We start from the raw sequence: 22,412 nt of genomic DNA, 5'->3' as shown, positions 1-22,412 counted from the left end.
TCAATCAATTTACTTTGTAACTATAGGGGGACTCATTATGGATGACACTTATATTAATTCAAGAAGTTTAGGTGATATATACCGAATGATCTATCAGAACAAGGAATGTTCCAGACAGGAGATTTCCAGGCTGCTCGGCATCAGCCTGCCGACAGTAACACAGAATCTGAATAAACTCCGCAACCTTGGCTTTATTTACAATGCCGGGAATTTTGAATCCACAGGCGGCAGAAAACCGACCATCCTGCGCTGTGTCCCCGATGCGAGATACGCGATGGGCATTGATATTACCAGGAACCATCTTTCCATTGTATTGATTGACCTGGACCTGAATATTATTGCGAACAAAAGGATACGCATTCCTTATGATGAGACAGATGGGTATTTCCAGACAATGCGTAGTGAGACAGAAGAAATCATACAGAAACATGTGGCCGACCGTTCAAAGCTTTTGGGGGCCGGGATCTCTATGCCCGTGATCATTGGTTCAGACCAGAAGTCCGTGACCTACGCAACGGTCATTCAGGCTTCTAACGACATTTACAAAAAGCTGGCGGCCCATATCGACCTGCCGATCCTTTTGTTCAACGACTCCAACTCCGCAGGGCTTGCGGAAAGCTGGAGAGCACACTACACGCAGCCTATGGTCTACATTTCCCTAAGCAGCAGCGTGGGCGGTGCGAATATGAATAACCAGACGATTTATACAGGGGACAACTGGCGCGGATGTGAATTTGGCCATATGACGATCATCCCCCACGGGAAACGCTGCTACTGCGGAAGATACGGCTGCCTGGATGCTTACTGCTCCTCCAATGTCCTGTCAGACTTTACAGGCGGGGATTTAAAAAAGTTTTTTGCACAGCTCCCCCACAACAAAGGGCTGCAGAATGTCTTTGACCAGTATATGAACCACCTGGCCATTGCAGTAAACACCCTGCGGATGTGCTATGACTGCAATATCGTACTGGGCGGGTATGTCGGCGCCTATATGACAGAATATATCGATACCTTCAGAGAAAAGGCTATCGCGCTCAACCCCTTTGAACAGGACGGCTCCTTTATCCAGGTCTGCCATTACCGTACCGAAGCCTCGGCGGTGGGGGCGGCGATCCACTTTATCAATCAGTTTATCCAGGAGTTTTAGCAAAGGGGTCAGACCCTTTTGCAAGCCGTATTCAGAATATTCTTAAAATTCAAGGGCAAAGGGGTCTGACCCCTTTGCCCTCCATTGTCAGAATTTTCTCAAGTTTTAGCATTCCCACAGCCCTACGACCAGCACGGTCATATCATCCAGCGGCGGGCTGTTATTCCAATTCAGCACCTGTTCCAGTATATGATGTGCCATCTCTTTTGGGTTGTTCATCACCGTCCCCTGAATGATCGTCTCCAGAACAATATCCTGTTCCCCCACGGGAAGTGCATCCATGATCCCGTCGGTGACCATGATCACGAAGTCTCCGTCCTCCAGCTTTCGCTTCACGGAATCGATCTCAATCGTATGCAGCACGCCGATCGGCAGACTGGTGGAGCTTAGATGTTCTACTTTATCTTTCTTTTTGATGAATGTGGACGATGCCCCCGCTTTTATGATCTCGCAGGTGCCGGTGTACAAGTCGAACACACTCATGTCTATGGTGGAAAAATGAATTTCTTCCCGACCCATGACCAACGTCGTATTGATCATCTGGATCGCTGTTTTTTCAGGAAAACCTGCTTCTAAAAGCTCTTCCAGCAGCTCGATCACAAGGGTGCTCTCCCTGCATGCCTTCTCACCGGAGCCCATGCCGTCGGACAGGGCAACCCCCTGCCTCCCGCCGGAAAGCTCCAGCATCATAAAGTTATCCCCGGAGATCTGGCTGCATCCCTTTCCGATACGGGCAACTCCCTGGAGAGTATAAAAAGCAGGCCCCTCCATGCATACCACCGTCGTATAATCCTTCCCCAGCATCTGGCAGTGCGCCCCTTCCAGCACAAATCTGCGTCCCATCACCTCCGACAGGCCGCGCACCAGCTCTTTGGTGGTCACACATTCATTCTGCATAGCCCTGGCAGTCACATGGACCTCATATTTTCCCTCCTTGTTCATAAAAAAATTCGTGTAAAGTACGCGGATTCCCTTCCGTTTCAGGTGGGAGCTGAGCTTTTTTTCCAGCCGCTCGTCCGTAAACATGCTGTCCTCCAGCTCCTTTGCCGTGCTTCTAATCATATCCGCAAAGGTATCCATCTGGGCGGCGCACCCCTCCCGGCTCTGTGCGATCCGGTTGATCCACATCATATTCTGCCGGGCATCATGGAACGCCTCCAGCATTTCCCGCAAGAAACGAGGCGCCATGATGCATCTCTGCTGGAGTTTTCGTTTTGTCTCCGTATTCAGCTCATTTCCATAGTTGTCCACCGCAGAAAGGATCTCATATCCCATCTGGTATGTATGTACAAAATTCTCCCCCCAGCACCAGTCACACTTCTCACAGTTCGTGCACACCTTCCCTTTTACCCTCTCGAACATATCCTCGATCTCTTCATTGCTGAAGGACTTTTTCTTCTCCTCCAGCTTTAAAAATGTATGAGACAGCTGCTTTAAAGAATCTGCAAATTTTTCAATCTGGGCCACATAAGGACTGGCATGTAAAGCTTGTCCATCGTCCATGTCCACCCCTCCTATTCTCCGTATTTTCTGCCCGCGGTCCTGCCGCCGGCTTCCGGGCAGGATCTGACATCACCGCCCTTTTGGTAACAACAAAAGCTCCAGGAATCCTCCTGGAGCTTATCTTTCGTAGTGTATATCCTTGTTCGATCTTCTCTATCCTGCCGGTTTAAAGATAATCTCGTCCGGATCGACGAGACCGAGCTTCTCCTCGGCAATTTCTTTTATGTATTCGTCTGTCTTTACATACTTCTGGTATTCTTTTACTTCCTTGGAGCGCTCCTTCTGCTCATTGATCTGAGCCTTGAGTTCAGCCTCCTGCTGTTTATAGTCCTGGTTCCTGGCCTGCAGCTTTACTGCGTTCACCGTCAGTACACAGATCAATAACACTAAAACAAATGTAATGATCCCAATGCTCCTTCTGTGGTAGCCAAAAGCAGAACTACGCCTGCGGCTCCTGCGCCGTCCGGCTGTGGTCCTCTTCTTATTCGTCATTTATACTCACCCTGCTTATCCTGACTGAACCACCCCTGTTCAGTCAAAGATTATTCATTAAACACCCCTGTCTAATAAAAATATTCTAGCGGTTTTTCCTTCTTTTTTCAAGGCCTTTCTTTATTTTTCTGTACATTTTTTTCGCCAGGGAAAGCGCAAAATTTGCAAGTAAGATCCCGCATACCACACCTAGTACGAAAAACCATCGGATACTACCATATGTCGTTCTATACATCTGCCGAAACAAATATATGCTGACACCCAGCCAATACAGCAGGTCTTCCAGATTCACGATCACAATATGATGCAAGATCAGTCTCCTGAAAAGCCGGAGTATCTGATAACACAACAAAATAACAATACCTGACAGCCCCGCATAAAGAAAAATAAGCGCTTCTTTTCCAATTCCCAACATCATAGGCTGGCCTACTTAAACAATTTTGCAAAAAAATTCTCATTGGACCGGGCAGCCTGGTTTACACTGGAATAAGCGATACTGTCGATATTTCCTGACAGATCCACCTCCCCTTTCTCCACACTGAGCCGGTTTACATGCAGATCCGTTCCCTTCACCATCAGCATTCCCTGTTCTGTTTCTAAAAGAATCTCATTTAAGTCAAAAGAAAGAACATCCAGGACTCCGGTGACCATACTTGTCTTTCTGTTATTCACAACCAGTTTGTGCGCTTTGGGCATTTGCCGCTCTTCCATACACTTTCCCCCTTCAACTGTGCTCTTCTATATATATGAGAGGTTGTTCTAAAATATGTATTGCTGCCCTGGTTATTTTCCGGATTTTCTATTATCGTTTCCGCCTCTATCTGTCCTGGTTTCCATGAATTGACAAATTTCGCTGTGACCAGTATGTACTTTCCTATTTATTTGTAATATAATAAAAGTTAACCTATATTGTGATTTATATTAAGAATGGCAGGATTTGTATATGATAAAAATAAGCGAGATCCGGAAACGCAAAGCCATAATTATTTTAATAATATCTGTTATCTTTTTTATTCTTGCCACCATTCTGACAGGCGTACTTCTGGCGCGGATCACCACCAAGATAAACAACAGCACGAACGAATCATTCCTTGCATCAAGCCAGATCATCAAGGACGGACTGGATAATAAGATCAAGCTGGACGAAGAAATGCTGGTCACATTTTCGGAATTGATCGCCTCTGAACCGGCAGCTGATCTTAAAGATACCTTGAAAAATTATGTAAACTCCTCTGGTTTCTTTAAGATCACCTATCTTAATATGGACGGAAAAGGAATCAACAGCAGCGGTTCGGTCACAGAGCTCTCGCAGCTGCCTTTTGACGATACGGCCCTTTCAGACGGGGAACGCAGCAATTCACCTGCCTATCACGGGAACAGCGGATGGCTGGAGATCGCTTACCAGTCTCCTGTCATGAAAGACGGCAGGCAGATCGGAGCCTTATATGCACAGAGAGTACTTGAGGACTTTGACAGTCCTTCTTTATTTATGTTCCACAACGGGGAAGGCCTTGCCTACGTGATCAATGCACAGAACGGAGAATGGCTCATAACCGGGAAAGGCGCAGGGGAATCAGATACGCTCTATGGCTATCTGAAAAAAGAAAAGAATTCAGACACGATCCTGCAGGCAATGAAGAATGCCATATCAGCAGGCAAAAGAGGGACAATCAGTATCCGTTTCCATGAAACGGATTACCTGCTGTGCTTTCTTCCTCTGGACACACCGCCCGGCAGCTGCCTTATAACCATGATCCCCAAGTCTGTACTCCAGCATGAAGCTTTTGACATCCTTGCCATGCTCAAGGGACTGCTTGTGCTTCTGCTGGCCGCCGGAATCCTCATTTCCCTGCTGGCCGCCGGAAGACAGTCTTTAAAGGCCAGGTCTAAGGAAAGAGAATACCGGGAAAAGCTGTTTGAAAACCTGTCTACAAACATTGATTTTGCATTTATGCTTTATACGCCAGCCTCCCATAAAACAGAGCTTCTCTCCAATAATATTTCCGAGATCATTGGTATTCCGGCAAAACAAGCCTTAAAAAGTCCAGAGATAATCTTCCGGTATTTCGGTGAGGAGATGGCTGAGATGGGGGAGGCCTTTTTAAACGGCCGGCTTACGACACAGCATCTGCAGGAATGCAGGATCGGCAATGGTCCGGACGAGATGGTGCGCTGGATCGCGATCCATTTGATTCCCGCAGATTATGGACAGTATCTCGCCGTCTTCCATGACACAACAAAAGAGCACCATATGCGAGAGACCCTGTCAGATGCACTAAAGCAGGCCCGCAACACCAACCAGGCCAGAACACTGTTCTTCTCCTCCATATCACATGATATACGCACACCAATGAATGGGATCATCGGAATGACCAATATTGCGCTGACAAACCTGGACCAGCCTGAAAAAGTCTCTGACTGCCTGTCTAAGATCTTAGCTGCTTCGGACCATCTGCTTGCATTGATCAACGAGATACTGGATATGTCCCGGATCGAAAGCGGCAAGTTTAGTTTGAAGGAGGAAACATTCCAGCTGCCTGCCCTGATCTCGAACATACTCAGCTTTATCAAACCTGAGATGCACCGAAAACACCAGGAGCTTACGATGAGATCTACTGTCCTGGAGCATGATACATTTATCGGTGATTCACTGAACCTTGGGAAGGTATTCCTGAATCTTCTGTCCAATGCAGTCAAATATACTCCTGATGGCGGACATATCCTGTTTTCCATTGAGGAGTTCCGGCATTCCCGCGAGATCGCCGATATACGCATTGTGATCGAGGACAACGGGATCGGTATGAGCGAAGAGTTCATGAAACGGATCTTTAAGCCGTTTGAAAGAGCCGAGGACAGCCGCATGAGTAAGACCACAGGTACAGGCCTTGGCATGTCGATCACCAAAGGTATCGTCGACTCTATGGGCGGCCGTATCCAGGTAGAAAGTCAGATTGAAAAAGGCTCCCGTTTTACTGTAGAGCTTCCATTAAAGCTTTCCACGGACAGTACGGAGGACACTCCCATATTTGAAAGCCGCCCGATCCTGATCGCAAGCACAGATTCCGAAGCCTGCGAAAGTATCCGGCACATTCTGAATGGGACAGGCCTCAAGACAGAATGGGCAGCTTCCGGTCCGAAAGCCGTAGCAAAGGTACAGAAAGCCCATCAGGAGCAGAAGGATTATGTTATGGTCATTCTCGAAAATAGAATGACACCGCTTACGGGGATCGAGACTGCCAGACAGATCCGGGCATTGGACGGCGGCACGATCCCTGTCATCCTATTATCCACTTACGATGAGGAGGATATAAGAAAGGATGCTGGCTCCGCCGGAATAGATGGATTTCTGACCAAGCCCTATTTTAAAAATGAGCTGCTGGAAACGCTCAAGCCCTATCTAAACAGCGCTGCCCCCGCCAGAGGCCATGAGACCGGCACTGCACATATGCCGGCCCAGTTCTTAGGATCAAGGATTCTGGCTGCCGATGACAACGAACTAAACCGTGAGATCATATATGAACTGCTCACAGCAGAACAGGCGCAGGTGGACTGCGCAGAGAATGGAAAAGAGGCCCTGGACGCATTCGAACAAAGCCCGCCTGGTTATTATCAGCTGATCCTTTTGGACATCCACATGCCTGTCATGGACGGTCTGGATGCATGCCGCTTAATCCGCCGCTCCACGCATCCGGATTCACGGTCTATTCCGATCGTAGCAATGACCGCCGATGTATTTGACGAAGACATCCACAAAAGCAGAGACGCAGGAATGGATGGACATTTAAGCAAACCAATCATTCTGGACGAATTATTTCACATTATGAATCAGTTTAAAGACAGCCATATAGGCACGGGGGAAAAATAATGAAGAAAAAAAGAATCCTGTCAGCAGCACTCGCATCTGTATTTTTCTGTATGACAGTATGTACCGCTTGCAGCAATCAAGATGAGGATCTCTATATCGCAGATGAATCCCCAAAAAGTGTAGTCACTATATTCACGCAGGCAACCAATGTTTCCGATGCAATTGAAGAATACTGCCACGATGTGATGAATAAAGGTACGGGGAAAAATATCGTTCTTTATACTGATTCTGCCGATTACTATGATAAGGAGGGGCTGTCTTACCGTGAGCTGCTTGCCAAACGTCTGGCATCCGGAAAAGCCGACGATCTTTATGTCATTCCCGCAGAGGATGTGCTGGACTTTAGCAGCAAAGGGTATATCTATGACCTGTCGGACCTGGACTGCGTGGGGAACCTTTCCCATGACGCCCTGATACAGAGTACTTATGACGGGAAGGTCTTTTCTATCCCTCTGTCCTATACCTGTTTCGGATTTGTCTGGAACGTAGACATGCTCCACAAATATGAACTGGAGATCCCAAATAACCTGGAGGAGTTCTGGACAGTATGCGAAACACTTAAACAAAACGGGGTCCTCCCTTACGGGGCAAATTCGGATTTTGGTCTGGGCGTGCCTGCCATGTGTGCGGGTCTGTATGATATTTATCAGAGTGATGAAGCAGATCAGCTCCTGAATGACCTGTCTGAAGGGATCACCCCAGTCAGTACTTATATGGAAAATGGATTCTCTTTTGTCGAGGAGATGATAAAGAACGGTTATCTGGACCCTGAGCAGGCACTGAACACCCTCCCTTCTTCCGAGGAGGAGACACGGTTTTTTGCAGATGAAAACTGTGCATTTATCAGCGCCCTGTACCGAGCCCAGACATTTAAGGACTATCCCTTCCAGATCGAGATGACACCTCTGCCGATCGTCGAGAATGATAAGGTGTGCGTTGTCGGGGCAGCCCAGAGGCTTGCAGTGAATCCGAATTCCAAACAGCTCGACAATGCACTCACGATCGTCGAAAACATGGGGAAAACTTCGACCTTGGATTCCATCGCAAAGGACCTGGGAAAGATCTCCTCCTCAAAAAACGCAACAGCACCCGATATTCCCGAATCCAACGATATCATTTCCTATGTAGCCAGGGGAAAGCAGATCCCCAACCAGGACTTTAGGCTCCGTTTCAATGTGTGGAATAATGTCAAGGAGCTTTCACTTAAGGTCTGCCAGGGAACAAGCCCCGAGGATGCCGCCGCAGAATATGATAAAAGACAGGCGGCAGAGATCAAAGCATACGGAAAGTAGAAGTGCGGCTCATAAGGACAGGATAAAGCAGGAAGGGGATACCGCCGATTCACCAGATCGATCAAAGCTCTGATGAACCCGCGGTATCCCCATTTTCTTATTCTGCCAGTCTGATCCTTCCCTTATTCTGCCGCTTCCCAGACCAGGATTTTGGCGGCTTATCTACAGTCTCTCAGGCCTACAGATAACGGAACAGGTCCTTTGCCTCTTCCTTCTTGGTCGTATCCTGTATGTCCAGGACTTCTGCTTTCACCGTTTTTGTCCCAAACTGGATCTCGATGATATCTCCCGGTTTTACCTTTACCGATGCCTTTGCCACAGTCCCGTTGACCAGGACTCTTCCAGCGTCACACGCCTCATTGGCAACGCTGCGGCGTTTGATCAGCCGTGAAACCTTTAAAAACTTATCTAAACGCATTGTACTACCCTTTCCTTTGCATAAACAAAGCACTTACAATGCAGGACATCATAAGTGCTCTTCGTGTGTCTATCTTGATCGATCTATATCGATTAAGCGTTAACAGCGTCTTTTAATGCTTTACCAGCTTTGAACTTAGGAGCTTTGCAAGCATCGATCTTCATTGTCTTACCTGTCTGAGGATTTCTTCCCTCTCTTGCTGCTCTTTCGCTTACTTCGAATGTTCCAAATCCTACTAACTGTACTTTATCGCCTTTTTTTAACTGCTCGGATACCACATCGATAAAAGCCTTTAATGCTTTTTCGGAGTCTTTCTTAGAAATTTCTGCCTGTTCTGCAATAGCTGCAACTAATTCTGTTTTGTTCATGGATAAATTCCTCCTCTTTATTGTACTAGAATATAATATTCTACAGTTTAATAAAGGCGCTCATGTACTGGCGTTCACATGATCAGCCCTTATGTACTGTTATAACTGTTTCGCTTATTTTTGTCAAGGATTTTTCCCGTATTTGCGCGGTTTTCGGCACTTTTTTAGGGTTTTTTTAGAAATTTCCAACCGGGTGTTCTGATTGGAAATTTCTTCCTGTATTTGGCATGACAGATTATATTACATCATCTTGTCGATCATGGCAAGGACTTCTTTTCCCATCTGCTCTGATTTCGCATCAGCATCTTCAACAGAAGTTCCTTTTACCCCATAATAGAACTTCACCTTCGGCTCTGTTCCGGAAGGTCTTACACATAACCATGCATCGTCTGTCAGATCGTAATAGAGTACATTGGAGTTCGGAAGGCCTGTCCCTGTTACTTCGCCTGTCGCCATGTCTTTGATGGTGTCTGCCTTGTAATCCCTTGCCTTAAGCACCTTGTAGCCTGCGATCTCCATCGGAGGATTCTTACGGAGTGTCTCTAAGATCTCCTGGATCTTAGCAAGTCCCTCGATTCCCTTCAATGTGATGGACTGGATGTCATCCTTGTAGTATCCGTAACGGTCATACATTGCGATCATGGCATCCCACAGATTCATGCCCTTTGTCTTATAGTAAGCTGCCGCCTCGCAGAGCGCCATAGTAGCAACGATGGCATCCTTGTCCCTTGCATGGGTTCCGATCAGACATCCATAGCTCTCTTCGAATCCAAATAAGTATTCTCCCTTACCGCTTGTCTCAAATCCAAGGATCTGCTGTCCGATGAACTTAAATCCGGTCAGTACTTCGATCAGTCCTGCATTGTAATACTTCGCAATCGCATCTGCCATGTTGGAGGTAACGATTGTTTTGATCAGGTATCCGTCTTTTGGCAGGCCTTTGAGTTCTTTTCTCTGTCCGATCTCATAGTCAGCCAGCAGACAGCCTGACATGTTACCTGTCAGAGTATGGTATACACCGTCCTTGTCTTTCACGCGCACACCAAGGCGGTCTGCATCCGGGTCTGTAGCAAGTACGATATCAGCATCCACTTCCTTCGCCAGCTTTAATCCGAGGTCGAATGCTTCTGCCGCCTCCGGGTTCGGATAGGATACGGTCGGGAACTCACCGTCCGGCAGCTCCTGCTCTTTTACGACATATACATTCTCAAACCCGAGTTCTTTTAAGATCCGGCGGGCAGGGATGTTGCCTGTACCATGCAGAGGGCTGTATACGATCTTTAAATCCTTGCCCACTGCATCGATGGCATCCTGGTGAAGCACCTGTTTTTTCAGCTCTGCGATATATGCATCGTCAACTTCTGCACCGATCACTTCATAAAGTCCGGCTTTCTTTGCTTCTTCCAGGCTCATGGTCTTCATGGTGGTATAATCCTCTACCGCTTTCACCTCGTCCATGATTCCCTTGTCATGCGGCGGAGTGATCTGTGCGCCGTCTTCCCAGTATACCTTGTAACCATTATATTCCGGCGGGTTATGGCTGGCTGTGATATTGATCCCTGCGATACAGCCTAACTTCCTCACTGCATAGGACAGCTCCGGTGTAGGACGTAAGGACTCAAATACATACGCTTTGATGCCGTTCGCAGCCAGACATAATGCCGCTTCATCTGCAAATTCCGGTGACATGCGGCGTGAATCGTAGGCTACTGCAACCCCCTTGCCCGCATTGCCGCTCTTGTGAATGTAGTTCGCCAGCCCTTGTGTAGCCTTTCTGACGGTATAAATATTCATGCGGTTGGTTCCTGCCCCGATGATCCCGCGCAGTCCTGCCGTGCCAAATTCCAGATCTGTATAAAAACGCTCTTTTATCTCGTTCTCATCTTCTGCGATCCCTCTAAGCTCTTCCTTTGTGTCCTCGTCGAAATATGGATTGGATAACCACTCCTCGTATCTTGCTTTGTATTCCATACTGGTACCTCCTGCCTTAATAGTATGTCCCTATTATACAACAGGCGGCTATAAATTAAAAGTAAATATATTCTCTAAAAACCGCAGTTTTTCTTCTGTCTGCGTGATCGCAGTCTGCAATTTCTCTACATTTTTCTCTGGAATCCAGGCTTTATTTGAATGATAGTAAGTATTCGCCGTCTTCCAAAATTTTTCCGGATAAGCCAGGCAGAGTGCAATATACTCCAATTCCCGCGTATCCAGAGAGCGTACGCTCTGATAGGCCTCCAGCATGGACCTGCCTAAGTTCTCATGCCACTGGTGTTTTTCCATCACTTTTCTCAGGAAATAATAGAGATCCTGTGCCTGTACATCCACGCGGAAATGCTCGAAATTTGTCGAAGCGATCCCGGCCGGAGTAAATAAAACATTGTGATAATTATAGTCCCCGTGCACCAGCTTCTGATCTGCAATACTTTCCTGATACAGGCTGTCATATCGGGAGGCCTCCAGACGCCTTGAAGCCTGTTCAGCCAGAGTATACATTTTATCAAAATATTCCAGAAACAGAAACTCAAATGCACCTTTGGAAACTTTATTCCTGATAAAGGCACGCACCTTTTTAAGTTCACGGTTATGGCGCTCGAATTCGTCCCTGAGATGCCGTCCCGTAGGCGGACGGATCACGATATCCTCCTCGAAATTATCCAGATTCCCGCAGATTTCATGCCACTGCATTTTCTGATGAAGCTGGGCGAGATTCCTGGCGGCCTGAAGAATCTCATATTCTCTTTTTACATCACATTCCCGGCCGGAGAACCATTTCTTGAGCATGTACCTGGTACCGTCCTTTGATACGCTGGTCAGATTCCCCTCCCGATTGCGTACCGGGGTGTCTACATTCGGATAGCCGTCACTTTCCAGATTTTTTAAAACCATATACAGTAAAGGGGCACGCCTGTCTGAAACATCCGCTTCCTTCAACAGCATCGTACCCTCTTTTGTATCGCAAAAAAACGCACCCCTGATCTTGCGGGTGCCCTTCACTTCTATGTCATACTGCTCTAAAACTTCTAATTCATAATCTCTCATGGCTGCCCCCTGCTTCTACGATTCATAACTCTTTCTAATCTATGAAGAGGGCAGCCCGAGTATGCTAAATCCCAAGCTTTTCTTTTACATAATCACACAATTTTTCTCTGTCATTCATTTCCGGGTCGTCAATGACAAGCTCTAAGAGCTCACTTAACATATCTCCCATCTGCCGTCCTGGCTGCATGCCCAGCTTTAACAGATCCCTTCCGGTTACCTTAAGCTGCCTCAAGGTTACACACTGGTCATTGTAGAGTGCCTCCTGGTACAGCTCTCTCATGGCCACGATATTCTCGATCTTTGCACGCCGCCTATATGGGCTTTGAGCCTTCACGTCTGCCATTCGCACAGCCAGATAATAAGGGAATAATTCTACGCCGATCCGGTTCATGGCACGGCGCACGTTCTGGGGCGTCGCCTCTATGCGATAGTCGTGGTAACATACGAGCCGGGTCACCTTTTTTACCGTCTCATTGTCAAATTTCAAGCGTCTTAAGACCGTCCTTGCGATCTCCTCGCTGACAAGCGCGTGCCCCTTAAAATGATCACGCCCTTTTTCATCTGTCGTCTTCATCGCCGGCTTACCCATATCATGAAAAAGCATGGTCAGACGCAGGATCTTATCCTTTTTCACATTCTTTAAGGCATGGAGCGTATGATCCGCTACGTCATATTTATGATGGGGGGTGTTCTGCTCCACTCCTACCATGGCATCCCACTCCGGAAGAATCACCTTTGTGATCCCCAGTTCGTAAGCATCCTGGATCAGCTCCGGATGATTGGAGGTTAAAAGCTTCACCAGCTCCACCTGAATCCGCTCTGCACTGATATTCTTCAATGTGGGAGCCAGCGCACGCACTGCATCGGCCGTATTTTTTTCTATAGAGCAGGAAAGCTGTGCTGAAAACCTGACCGCTCTCAGGATCCGCAGTGCATCCTCAGAGAACCGCTCCATAGGATCACCTACACACCGGATCAGATGATGATTCAGATCCTTCATACCGCCAAATACGTCCACAAGACGTACCTCATCATTATAAGCCATCGCATTGATGGTAAAATCCCTGCGCTTTAGATCCTCCTCCAGATTCGTCGTAAAGGTGACCTCCTTCGGATGACGGCTGTCTGTATATTCTCCGTCGACCCGGTATGTGGTAACCTCGAACCCGTCTTTTCCGATCATAACTGTGACCGTTCCATGCTCGATCCCTGTATCTACCGTTCGGCGGAACAGCCTTTTGATCTCCTCCGGCTTCGCAGAAGTCGTAATGTCCCAGTCCTCCGGCCTGCGGCAGAGGATGGAATCCCGCACACAGCCGCCCACAGCAAACGCCTCGTAGCCATGCAGCTGAAGATTGTTAATAATCATGATCACTTTTCTTGGCAACTCTATCTTCATGTAAATCTTCCTTTCAAAAGGTGACTGCAAAGGGGTCAGACCCTTTTGCACGCCATTTTCAGAATTGTTTTACAATTTACCGCGTTTTTCTGCCGTCCGAATGGACATTCCTCCTGTTAAACCATGCGCGATAAAATTTCCTGTTCACGTTTTTGACAAGTAAATATTATAACTTGTCTTTGCTGTTCGCTCAACCATTTTAAAGTAGATTTTAATCTTTTTTCGTCATAAAATGCGAATGCATCGTCAAATATGATTGGAATTGGATCTTCACAGAGCATTTCCGCAGCCGCCATACGAAGTGAAAAGTATACCTGCTCGATCGTCCCGCAGGATACCCGGTCGATGGGGATCCGGCGGCCGTTCTCCAAAAGTGTCATGTTCAGCTTGTCATCTGCCAGCAATTTCGTATAACGGCCTTCTGTCACATCTGCTAAAATAGCCGATGCCTTCTTGTTTAAGAGACTGCCAAAGCCCTGAGTCATATTGCGGGAAGCCTCCAGCATCTTCTCCTCGGCGAGCTGAATCGCCTGGATCACTGACCGCAGGCTTTTGACCTTCCCGCTTGGAACATCCAGCTCATTCAGCTGTTCCTGGAGATTCTGAAAACGAACCTGCTTTTCCTTAAACTCTGCTTTGATCCTTTCATTTTCCCACTCCAGTTTCTGCAGCGCTGTTTTGATCTGCTGTCTTTGCTCAAACTCTGCCTTTTCCTGCTCCTTTAGCATCCTTTCCCGCTCACTCGTCTCTTCCTTTGGACTGATCTGGCTTTCCTTCCCGCCGTCCTTCCGCCTCTTAGAAGCCTGCCGCCCTCGCAGATACTTAACCCCTCCAACCATGACCAGAAAAATCCCGATTGCCAAAAACAGCCACGCCAGCACAGAGATGGCACTGCCTCCCAAAAATCCCTCCTGTGAGGAGACAAAACCACTCCAGAGACTTCCTGCAGTCCCTGCGGCTATCCCCAAGGCTCCCACAGCCATCCGGCTTTTTCCACTCCCTGTATCTGTTTTGGTCCCATCACCTGTACTCTCAGCCACTGATCTCCTGTCACCACATCCGGGATCATTCTCTGCTGTATCCGTGTCTCTCTGCCAGCTGTCCGTCCTTTCACGAACCTTTTCCTCATGGGCAATTTTCAGCCTGGCTTTCTTCTCCCAGGCCTCCTCGCTATTCCTAAGCCGGGCCAGCTTCTCCTGATTCGCTTCCAATTCCTTTTTTAACCGTTCTCCGTCATTTGTCACATACCGGCACTCCTGCCGCACAGACTCCTTTATCTCCTCCTGCTTCTCAAGCAGGCTCTTCACCTCCTGCTCCACAGACTTTCTGCGATTTTGCAGAGTTTCCATGGTTTTACCCAGGTCCACTGTGCTGCTGCCTGTCTCATAATAATTGGCAGCATAATTTTTGAGTTCTTCTGCCAATTCCTGCCCCGGTCTGGCCAAAAGCTGCCCCACCGCAACGGTATTCTCAAACGTTTCCTTCGTCATGCCTCCTAAAAGCATCTCCAGATCCCCGTCCCCGACCGACAGCTCCTCACCGTCATCCTCGCAGACAAGGCTTGCCCCCTTTGTATATCTGTCAAAGCTGCGTTCCAATCGAAAGCACTTGCCGCCGCTTGTGAAACGCATCACTCCTGCATAATAATTAGGATTTTCCCACGGCTCATAACGGCTGAACTCGTCATTGAGCGCCGCTCTTCCGCGCCCCCGCTCCAGACCGAAAAGCATAGCTTTGATAAATGCATAGATCGTTGACTTTCCATATTCATTCTCACCATAAAAAACCTGGATCCCATCCTTTAACAGGAATTCACGGTTTGAAAATTTTCCAAAATTCTTTAAGTATAGCTCCTTGATTACCATGTTCTCCAACCTTCTATCCGGCTGTTTTACTCCAGCCGGTTTTCCAATAATGCCTGCACTCCCTCCTGCAGCGCCAAATATTCCACGCTTCCTTCCTCACATCCTAAGAATCCCTCGATAAACTTTCCGATCAGATTATCTCTATTTTCCTCGTATAACTCTTCATAATGATAGGCCGCCCGGGTCTGATCCTCGATTTCCAGAATGTTTCCGTAAATATCCATATGTTCCGTGTCAAATTCTACATCTGCGTCCCGGAAACCGCGGAGTATAAATTTATAAATATTCTGAATACCGCGCTTCTCTATGGTAGACTGGATATAATTTTTTACACTGCCGTTTGTCATATTCTCGTTTACCCGCAGGGCAAGATGAATGTATTCGCGCAGGGCCGAGGGAATGAACTCAACATGTGTGCCCTTCTCCGTGATTTCTCCCCGGATGAAGCCATGCTGCCCCGTATCATTTTTATCGACAGGCTCCAGGGCACCTGCATAGACCGCCAGATCCTTAAGTACCGCCTGCGGCTTATGGATATGCCCCATTGCAATATAGTCAAACCCTGAATTTTCCAGGTCTTCCTTCCTGAGCGGTACATGCTTTTCATCTCCGCCATGCACTAAAAGGATCTCATATGGCGCTGCTGACGGCGCTTTTAAATCACAATACTCTTCCCGGATCTCCCGCGTATGGTAGCTAAAACCGTATACCGCCAGATCAAACTCCTTAAGCATGACATACCCTGTCTCACTTCCAAACAGAGGATGCACATTTTCACACCACTGATAGGTACGGTAATAGGAGCCTTTCTTGATATGATCATGATTTCCCGCGATCAAAACGACCTGTGTATGCGTTAGCGTGGAAAATAAGTAATTGACTTCCTTTAATTCGCGCAGAAGGGGCTGCCGATGAAATAAATCTCCCGCGATCAGCAAAACATCAGTCTTCTCTTCCTCACACCGGGAAATGACTTTAAAAAAGCTGTCCCATATCTCCTGTGCGCGGCCTGCACTGTAAGCTGTCCCCGCATCCGGCTGTGCCCCCAGGTGCACATCTGCTATGTGGATAAATCTCATGATGTCCTCCAACATTTTCAAATTTCCTGTATCGATCACTGTATAAAGTCAATTGAGGACGTAACCCTTTGCAGGTGTGTTACGTCCTCAATAAAAATATGTCACAGTTCACTGATCATTACAGTTCACAGTTATTCACAGTTCTCGGGAATGGCAGAACATCACGGATGTTGGACATTCCGGTCAGATACATGACGCATCTCTCGAATCCAAGCCCGAATCCTGCATGTCTTGTAGATCCATATCTTCTGAGATCCAGATAGAACTTATAATCCTCTTCCTCTAAGTTCATCTCTTTCATTCTGTTAAGCAGCTTGTCATAGTCGTCTTCCCTCTGGCTGCCTCCAAGTATCTCACCGATTCCCGGTACCAGACAGTCTACGGCTGCCACGGTCTTTCCGTCTTCGTTCATCTTCATATAGAACGCCTTGATCTCCTTCGGGTAATCTGTTACGAATACCGGACGCTTGAAGATCTCCTCTGTCAGATAGCGCTCATGCTCTGTCTGCAGGTCGGTTCCCCAAGATACTTTATATTCAAATTTATCGTTATTCTTCTCCAGAAGTTCTACGGCTTCTGTATAAGTCACTCTTGCGAAATCAGAGTTCACCACATTCTGAAGTCTCTCAAGAAGTCCCTTGTCTACAAAAGAGTTAAAGAAGTTCATCTCCTCCGGTGCATTCTCAAGAACATAAGAGATCACGTATTTGAGCATTGCCTCTGCCAGATCCATATTATCATCCAGATCTGCAAATGCGATCTCAGGCTCGATCATCCAGAACTCTGCCGCATGGCGTGTTGTATTAGAATTCTCAGCACGGAAGGTAGGTCCGAAGGTGTAAATACTTCTGAATGCCTGGGCAAATGTCTCTCCGTTGAGCTGCCCGCTGACTGTCAGGTTAGTCTCTTTCCCAAAGAAATCCTGGCTGTAATCAACACTTCCATCTGGTTTCTTCGGTACATTGTCCATATCCAGGGTAGTCACCCTGAACATCTCTCCTGCACCCTCACAGTCGCTTCCCGTGATCAGCGGTGTGTGCACATATACAAAGCCTCTCTCCTGGAAAAACTGATGGATCGCATATGCGATCAGAGAGCGCACTCTGAATACTGCCTGGAATGTATTCGTCCTAGGGCGAAGATGAGAGATCGTCCTGAGATATTCGAAACTATGACGTTTCTTCTGAAGCGGATAGTCCGGTGCGGATGCACCTTCTACTGTCACTTCATCTGCCTGGATCTCAAACGGCTGTTTCGCCTGAGGGGTCGCAACAAGCGTACCTGTCACAATGATAGCCGCCCCCACATTCTGCTTAGAGATCTCTTCAAAATTATCCATATTATCATGGTATACGATCTGTAATGGTTCAAAATAAGAACCGTCATTTACTACAATAAAACCAAATGTCTTGGAATCACGGATACTGCGGATCCATCCTCCAACGGTTACCTTCTTGTCCAGATAGTCTTCTCTGTTTTTAAATAATTCCCGAATTGTAACTAGGTCCATAACAATTACTCCTCATTTCATCTTTTTTAACCCAAAGGGTATCCTTTATTGCACATTATCACTATTATAACACCGAATCTGCCTGAAATACAATCCCGTTCTGTCTTCTTGCCTCATCTGTCACACGCAGTGTGTCTAAGGAATACCTTTGATAAGGATGCTCTACACAGCTTTCCCTCACAAGTCTTGCAAATTCCTGAACCTCATAGATCATATTATTCTCAGCAGGCGTGTATGGCAGCATCTCTCTTTTTCCATCCCGATATACGATCTCCACAGAATCCGGCATGGAAATCTTTCCTATAAGAATACTTCCCTCTTCTCCGACGAATATACTCTTATTTACAGATTCTGTAATTTTAGAGTATACTGCTTCTGCAGTCAAGTCCTTATGCTGCATCAACACGATTCCGTTTCCTTCGAAACCATTATGCAGCTTTGTGGAAAATGCCTTGACTTCTTCCGGCATTCCCAGCAGCCTGACCAACGTATGGATACAATAGACCCCGATATCCATAATCGCTGCATTGGAAAGCTCCGGATTAAACGCATTCATCACTTCCCCCTCACGGAATCGGTCATAGCGCGAAGAGTACTGGCAGTATTCCATCGTCACTCTTCGAAGCTTCCCGATCTGCGGCAGATATTCTTTCACCACATCCAGGGCAGGGTCAAAGTCCGGCCGCATCGCTTCCAGAAGTACGACCTGATTCTCTCTGGCACAGGCAAACATCCGGGCCGCTTCCCGCTCATTGACCGCCATGATTTTTTCACATAAAACATGCTTCTTATGGCGCATCGCCTCAATAGCCTGCGGACAATGTACATAGGTCGGGGTCGCTATATAGACCGCATCGATATCCGACTGCAGGAATTCCTCATAATCGGTATAGACGTGTGGGATATTATGTTTCCCGGCAAATGCATCTCCAGTCTCCTGTTTTCTGGAATATACTGCATGGACCTTCACATCAGTTACCGCAGCTGCTGCCTCGGCCAGCCAGTCGCTCACAAAATTTGTTCCTATCATTCCAAGCTTCAAGGTCAAATACCTCCATTTCACTTTTGATATCTCTCTTCTTACTTTTACTGAATACGTTTTTTCAATTTACTGCTGTTAGAATATCCATATTCTATCATAAACTTTGTGATGGTGGAAGCCCCTGGCACAATGTATTCGCAACAAACCATGTCCGTAGCAGACTTGATTTCCACATTCCTCTATGCTATACTAAAACCCGTTCCAAAGCCCTGAAAAATAAGGTCTTAAGGGCAGTTTCAAACCGTGTGTTCGAGACCTTCCACACGTAAAACAAAACTAAAGGAGATTTTAAAAATGAAAGATTCAAGAAGCAAAAAAATACTGTTCATGGCACAGGCAGCGATGATCGCTGCCATCTACGTGGTGCTCACAATTATATTCGCTCCATTTGGTTTCGGTGAAGTGCAGGTGCGTATCTCCGAAGCACTGACCATCCTCCCGGTATTTACACCGGCTGCGATCCCGGGTTTATTCATCGGATGCTTCATCAGTAATATGATTGGAGGGATTCTTCCTGATATGATCTTCGGAAGCCTTGCAACCTTGATCGGTGCTGTCTTTACCTGGAAGCTGCGCAATAAGAGCAAATTCCTTGCTCCGCTCCCACCGATCTTAGCTAACACCATCATCGTACCGTTCGTCCTGCACTATGGATATCAGATCCTGCTGCCGATTCCGTTTATGATGCTGACAGTCGGGATCGGAGAAGTCATTTCCTGCGGAGTTCTGGGGATGATCGTGTATGGGGCATTGAATAGGTATAGACATGCGATCTTTAAGACAGTTTAGGATCACTTACAGTTATATGACAGAGAAAGCATAACAGCTTTATAAAAACAGATGGATATCCGCCGCAGACTTCTTACTGCAACAGATATCCACCCGTTTTCTATTCCAATATTCCTACAAACAATTTCTTCATTTGGGCAGTACTATTTTACATATCCAATAAATGTATTTCCACTTCTGCCAGCCATATCTTCCATGTCATTCACACTCACCGTATTCTCTTCCCCGCTGTCCGGGTCAATATAAGTCACATCCGTAGTGCTGTATCCAGTCAAAAGTACCGCATGATCCGGCCCCGTCATGGCAATCACCGGAATCCCTTTGTTAATTACATAAAGCACTTGATCCAGAGTACATCCTGTCAGGTTTACCCGTTTTGCCTTATAAGCTTCCATCTGCTTTTCACAGGCCTCTAAAGAGCTCTGCCCGTCCGCTTTTTTGAAAGCTTCCATATCTGTATAATAGACCAGATCACGATTTCCCTTCTCCCAGATGTAGGACTGAGTCGAGGAAATCACAACTCCTGATACCTCTTCTGCCTTCTGTATTGCATAGGAAGCTCTGTCGTAGATCGCAACCAGTTCACCCATTCCGTAAACATAATACTTATCACTCTTCACCTTTCCGTCGAAAGCGATCGTGACCGGTTCATCCAGCATCACCTGCTTTGGCCGCAGGATCTTAGGTGACTGGTCAGAAATCCCGTCTGCATAGGTCAGCCGCATCTGTTTTTCCTTCAATTCTGTTGTATAAGACTCCAGGAAAATATTACTCTCCCTGCGTTCCTCATTATTACTGATATAGTCCTGATTAGTACCGGCATAAACATCGCCTGATTTTTTCACCCGGTTGAGCGTTACCAGATTACTCTCTATGAAAATGTCAGAAACAAATGTATCATCTGCCTTGTAAGTCTTCACTACTTTATTTTTACTGTCTCTGATCTCCACCTTGTACATCGGCAGGATATCCTCCCCCGCCGTTGTCTTGCCTTTGTCAGAGGAACGCTGGCATCCGTAAATGAAATCATTTACAACAAATCCAAGAGGCCTGACGGACTCTCCCTTTTCTGCCTCTACCTTCCTCTCCTTGCCTGTCTTAAGGTTCAGGATCGTAATTTCCTTAGCATCCTCCAAAGTTCCGTCTGTCTGGTAGGCCAGCAAATGTCCGTCATCAGACGCAGTGTACTGTCCCTCCTTAAGATCCTTTGCCAGGATCTCCTGCTTATCCTTTGCCAGGTTTACCTGATACAACTTGCCTCCTGCCAAAACATAGAGCATCTGTCTTTCATGACTGTAGTAAACCATCTTCCCAAGTTCATCCTCTGCCATAGCAAATGACTTGTTGCTCGGGATAAACGCCTTTTCCTCCACTGCATTTTTTTCAATGTCAAAATAATAGATCGCAACACCGACCTCGCCTTCATGGTTTCCCCGGTTCATATATCCGTAAACAGCAAAGGCCGTGCTTCCGTTTTTCTCCATACTGATGATCCGAACTGCGTGTTGGTCATACCGGCTTCTTACATCATGCCCTTCCCTGTTCGCAAAGCTGAATACAAGAGACAGTTCATCTGAATTTTTATTATAAGTCCAAAGATCTCTTTCCTGTACAAATGAAACAATCGTACCGTCTTTATTAGTCTCGTATAAAATATCAGTCGGGGCGATTCCGAGCAAGATTCCACTTTCATTTAATACTTTTTTGTTTCCGTTAAATACCTGGTCCATGCTTCGGTTATAGTCCAGCAGGTACACTTCATCTTCACTGAAACGGACACGGAAAAATTCTTTGATGTTATAAGTCTCCACCTCGTCCCTATCTCCGATACATGTCACCTGATATGTGGCAAGCAGGGAGGTATACACTGTATTGCTCTCCTTGATGCTCCACTCTACATCACTGGAGATCTCCGGATTCAATTCTCCCCATGTAACATGCGCGGCATCGGAATGGATCGTTACGGTCTGGTATGTCGTATTATCCCCTTCCTCATTTGGCTCAAGATAAGTCAAAAGATCCTGCGCATTCTTTTTATTGAAGGTCTTTGTATGGAAATCCTCTGCAAACTTTAAGCACTCCTTAACAGCAAGCTCCTCAGGCCTTACCACTCTGGTGTAATAAAACACATCCTTATCCTTCAGCTTTAAGACCACCTTCAGCACAGCCTCGGTAACCTCTTCTTTCAGTACACTGTTCAGATCTAAGGTCAGGGTATCCTCCGACAAGTCCTTAACCTCACTCTTTTCATAAATATCATCGCCGTCCAGGGAATAAACCTCATAATGGACCTCGTTGATCTCATTGCCGTCCTTCTCCAGATTCAATTTCAGAGTGCCATTCTTTTCCACAGGTGTGATCGTGTCACGCATGGCAGTAATATCCATATCATTGACAAATCCGGCCAATGTGTTTACATTTTTATCTTCCACCGAAAATGATATCCTGGGCAGCGTAGGATCGCCTAAATCAACGGTCAGATCTGCCGTCCCTCTATTTGTTATCAGGCTGCTTACCACGATCGCCAGAAAAAATACAGCGGTCAGGATCCCGGCCTTTATCCACCTCTTTTTTTTCATCTATCTGTCCCCTTTATTACGA

Annotated in this window: 18 protein-coding genes; 4 read left to right on the top strand and 14 right to left on the bottom strand. The window is 46.8% G+C overall.

The genetic code is table 11. From position 1 onward, the window contains the following. Nucleotides 1-85: 85 nt before the first annotated feature. Nucleotides 86-1,147 carry an ROK family transcriptional regulator gene (locus AC4OGX_RS17270; RefSeq protein ID WP_493331895.1) on the top strand — a complete coding sequence of 354 codons (1,062 nt, stop codon included), beginning with the start codon at nt 86-88 and terminating at the stop codon, nt 1,145-1,147. A 105-nt stretch (nt 1,148-1,252) separates the two neighbouring features. On the opposite strand, the gene AC4OGX_RS17265 is transcribed toward AC4OGX_RS17270, so the two are convergent. The 4 genes from AC4OGX_RS17265 to yabP all read right to left on the bottom strand — a co-directional run bounded on the left by AC4OGX_RS17265 (nt 1,253) and on the right by yabP (nt 3,853). After that, nucleotides 1,253-2,650: a SpoIIE family protein phosphatase gene (locus AC4OGX_RS17265; protein ID WP_493331894.1), complete on the bottom strand. Its 1,398-nt coding sequence runs from the start codon at nt 2,648-2,650 to the stop codon at nt 1,253-1,255. Between the two features lie 153 nt (nt 2,651-2,803). Next, nucleotides 2,804-3,142: an FtsB family cell division protein gene (locus AC4OGX_RS17260; protein WP_493331893.1), complete on the bottom strand. Its 339-nt coding sequence runs from the start codon at nt 3,140-3,142 to the stop codon at nt 2,804-2,806. Between the two features lie 85 nt (nt 3,143-3,227). After that, entirely contained in the window at nt 3,228-3,560 is a 333-nt protein-coding gene (gene yabQ / locus AC4OGX_RS17255) for a spore cortex biosynthesis protein YabQ (protein WP_493331892.1), read from the bottom strand. 8 nt (nt 3,561-3,568) lie between these two features. Beyond that, on the bottom strand, nt 3,569-3,853 hold the full coding sequence (gene yabP, locus AC4OGX_RS17250) for a sporulation protein YabP (RefSeq protein WP_216241823.1): 285 nt from the start codon (nt 3,851-3,853) through the stop codon (nt 3,569-3,571). A gap of 232 nt (nt 3,854-4,085) precedes the next feature. Between yabP and AC4OGX_RS17245 the strand changes: the two genes are divergently transcribed. Further along, on the top strand, nt 4,086-7,007 hold the full coding sequence (locus tag AC4OGX_RS17245) for a hybrid sensor histidine kinase/response regulator (protein WP_493331891.1): 2,922 nt from the start codon (nt 4,086-4,088) through the stop codon (nt 7,005-7,007). Then, the gene (locus tag AC4OGX_RS17240; RefSeq protein ID WP_493331890.1) at nt 7,007-8,299 is read left to right on the top strand and encodes an ABC transporter substrate-binding protein; all 1,293 of its coding nucleotides are present in this window, start codon (nt 7,007-7,009) and stop codon (nt 8,297-8,299) included. The genes AC4OGX_RS17245 and AC4OGX_RS17240 overlap by 1 nt, the downstream gene beginning before the upstream one ends. 178 nt (nt 8,300-8,477) lie before the next feature. Here the strand turns inward: AC4OGX_RS17240 and AC4OGX_RS17235 are convergent, their stop codons facing one another. From AC4OGX_RS17235 to AC4OGX_RS17195, 9 genes are all read right to left on the bottom strand, one after another. Further along, nucleotides 8,478-8,717, bottom strand: a complete 240-nt coding sequence (locus AC4OGX_RS17235) for an RNA-binding S4 domain-containing protein (protein WP_216241828.1) — start codon at nt 8,715-8,717, stop codon at nt 8,478-8,480. Nucleotides 8,718-8,809: 92 nt separating this feature from the next. Further along, nucleotides 8,810-9,085: a non-specific DNA-binding protein Hbs gene (gene hbs / locus AC4OGX_RS17230; protein WP_216241830.1), complete on the bottom strand. Its 276-nt coding sequence runs from the start codon at nt 9,083-9,085 to the stop codon at nt 8,810-8,812. Nucleotides 9,086-9,325: 240 nt separating this feature from the next. Further along, nucleotides 9,326-11,056, bottom strand: coding sequence for a phospho-sugar mutase (locus AC4OGX_RS17225; protein ID WP_493331889.1), 1,731 nt, complete (start codon nt 11,054-11,056; stop codon nt 9,326-9,328). 48 nt (nt 11,057-11,104) lie between these two features. Beyond that, complete coding sequence (locus AC4OGX_RS17220) at nt 11,105-12,127, bottom strand: CotS family spore coat protein (RefSeq protein ID WP_493331888.1); 1,023 nt, start codon at nt 12,125-12,127, stop codon at nt 11,105-11,107. Between the two features lie 64 nt (nt 12,128-12,191). Further along, nucleotides 12,192-13,526, bottom strand: coding sequence for a CCA tRNA nucleotidyltransferase (locus AC4OGX_RS17215; RefSeq protein ID WP_493331887.1), 1,335 nt, complete (start codon nt 13,524-13,526; stop codon nt 12,192-12,194). A 116-nt stretch (nt 13,527-13,642) separates the two neighbouring features. Continuing rightward, the gene (locus tag AC4OGX_RS17210) at nt 13,643-15,391 is read right to left on the bottom strand and encodes an ATP-binding protein (protein ID WP_493331946.1); all 1,749 of its coding nucleotides are present in this window, start codon (nt 15,389-15,391) and stop codon (nt 13,643-13,645) included. A 26-nt stretch (nt 15,392-15,417) separates the two neighbouring features. Further along, nucleotides 15,418-16,470 carry a metallophosphoesterase family protein gene (locus AC4OGX_RS17205; RefSeq protein WP_493331886.1) on the bottom strand — a complete coding sequence of 351 codons (1,053 nt, stop codon included), beginning with the start codon at nt 16,468-16,470 and terminating at the stop codon, nt 15,418-15,420. A 118-nt stretch (nt 16,471-16,588) separates the two neighbouring features. Further along, entirely contained in the window at nt 16,589-17,980 is a 1,392-nt protein-coding gene (asnS, locus tag AC4OGX_RS17200) for an asparagine--tRNA ligase (RefSeq protein WP_493331885.1), read from the bottom strand. Nucleotides 17,981-18,044: 64 nt separating this feature from the next. After that, on the bottom strand, nt 18,045-19,010 hold the full coding sequence (locus tag AC4OGX_RS17195; RefSeq protein ID WP_493331884.1) for a Gfo/Idh/MocA family protein: 966 nt from the start codon (nt 19,008-19,010) through the stop codon (nt 18,045-18,047). Between the two features lie 306 nt (nt 19,011-19,316). Between AC4OGX_RS17195 and AC4OGX_RS17190 the strand changes: the two genes are divergently transcribed. Further along, nucleotides 19,317-19,811, top strand: coding sequence for a QueT transporter family protein (locus tag AC4OGX_RS17190; protein WP_493331883.1), 495 nt, complete (start codon nt 19,317-19,319; stop codon nt 19,809-19,811). A 143-nt stretch (nt 19,812-19,954) separates the two neighbouring features. On the opposite strand, the gene AC4OGX_RS17185 is transcribed toward AC4OGX_RS17190, so the two are convergent. Beyond that, the gene (locus tag AC4OGX_RS17185; RefSeq protein WP_493331882.1) at nt 19,955-22,390 is read right to left on the bottom strand and encodes a C39 family peptidase; all 2,436 of its coding nucleotides are present in this window, start codon (nt 22,388-22,390) and stop codon (nt 19,955-19,957) included. Nucleotides 22,391-22,412 lie beyond the last annotated feature (22 nt).

This window comes from Faecalicatena sp. (assembly GCF_058819085.1).
The sequence above is the reverse complement of the archived record's forward strand: the minus strand, read 5'-3'. Positions and strand labels throughout refer to the sequence as shown.

Coding starts and splice junctions, on each gene's coding strand:
- AC4OGX_RS17235 (WP_216241828.1), bottom strand. CDS start 8,717: ATGCGTTTAGATAAGTTTTTAAAGGTTTCACGGCTGATCAAACGCCGC.
- yabQ (WP_493331892.1), bottom strand. CDS start 3,560: ATGATGTTGGGAATTGGAAAAGAAGCGCTTATTTTTCTTTATGCGGGG.
- AC4OGX_RS17225 (WP_493331889.1), bottom strand. CDS start 11,056: ATGGAATACAAAGCAAGATACGAGGAGTGGTTATCCAATCCATATTTC.
- AC4OGX_RS17265 (WP_493331894.1), bottom strand. CDS start 2,650: ATGGACGATGGACAAGCTTTACATGCCAGTCCTTATGTGGCCCAGATT.
- AC4OGX_RS17220 (WP_493331888.1), bottom strand. CDS start 12,127: ATGAGAGATTATGAATTAGAAGTTTTAGAGCAGTATGACATAGAAGTG.
- AC4OGX_RS17215 (WP_493331887.1), bottom strand. CDS start 13,526: ATGAAGATAGAGTTGCCAAGAAAAGTGATCATGATTATTAACAATCTT.
- AC4OGX_RS17270 (WP_493331895.1), top strand. CDS start 86: ATGATCTATCAGAACAAGGAATGTTCCAGACAGGAGATTTCCAGGCTG.
- AC4OGX_RS17210 (WP_493331946.1), bottom strand. CDS start 15,391: ATGGTAATCAAGGAGCTATACTTAAAGAATTTTGGAAAATTTTCAAAC.
- AC4OGX_RS17260 (WP_493331893.1), bottom strand. CDS start 3,142: ATGACGAATAAGAAGAGGACCACAGCCGGACGGCGCAGGAGCCGCAGG.
- AC4OGX_RS17185 (WP_493331882.1), bottom strand. CDS start 22,390: ATGAAAAAAAAGAGGTGGATAAAGGCCGGGATCCTGACCGCTGTATTT.
- asnS (WP_493331885.1), bottom strand. CDS start 17,980: ATGGACCTAGTTACAATTCGGGAATTATTTAAAAACAGAGAAGACTAT.
- yabP (WP_216241823.1), bottom strand. CDS start 3,853: ATGGAAGAGCGGCAAATGCCCAAAGCGCACAAACTGGTTGTGAATAAC.
- AC4OGX_RS17205 (WP_493331886.1), bottom strand. CDS start 16,470: ATGAGATTTATCCACATAGCAGATGTGCACCTGGGGGCACAGCCGGAT.
- AC4OGX_RS17245 (WP_493331891.1), top strand. CDS start 4,086: ATGATAAAAATAAGCGAGATCCGGAAACGCAAAGCCATAATTATTTTA.
- AC4OGX_RS17195 (WP_493331884.1), bottom strand. CDS start 19,010: ATGATAGGAACAAATTTTGTGAGCGACTGGCTGGCCGAGGCAGCAGCT.
- AC4OGX_RS17240 (WP_493331890.1), top strand. CDS start 7,007: ATGAAGAAAAAAAGAATCCTGTCAGCAGCACTCGCATCTGTATTTTTC.
- hbs (WP_216241830.1), bottom strand. CDS start 9,085: ATGAACAAAACAGAATTAGTTGCAGCTATTGCAGAACAGGCAGAAATT.
- AC4OGX_RS17190 (WP_493331883.1), top strand. CDS start 19,317: ATGAAAGATTCAAGAAGCAAAAAAATACTGTTCATGGCACAGGCAGCG.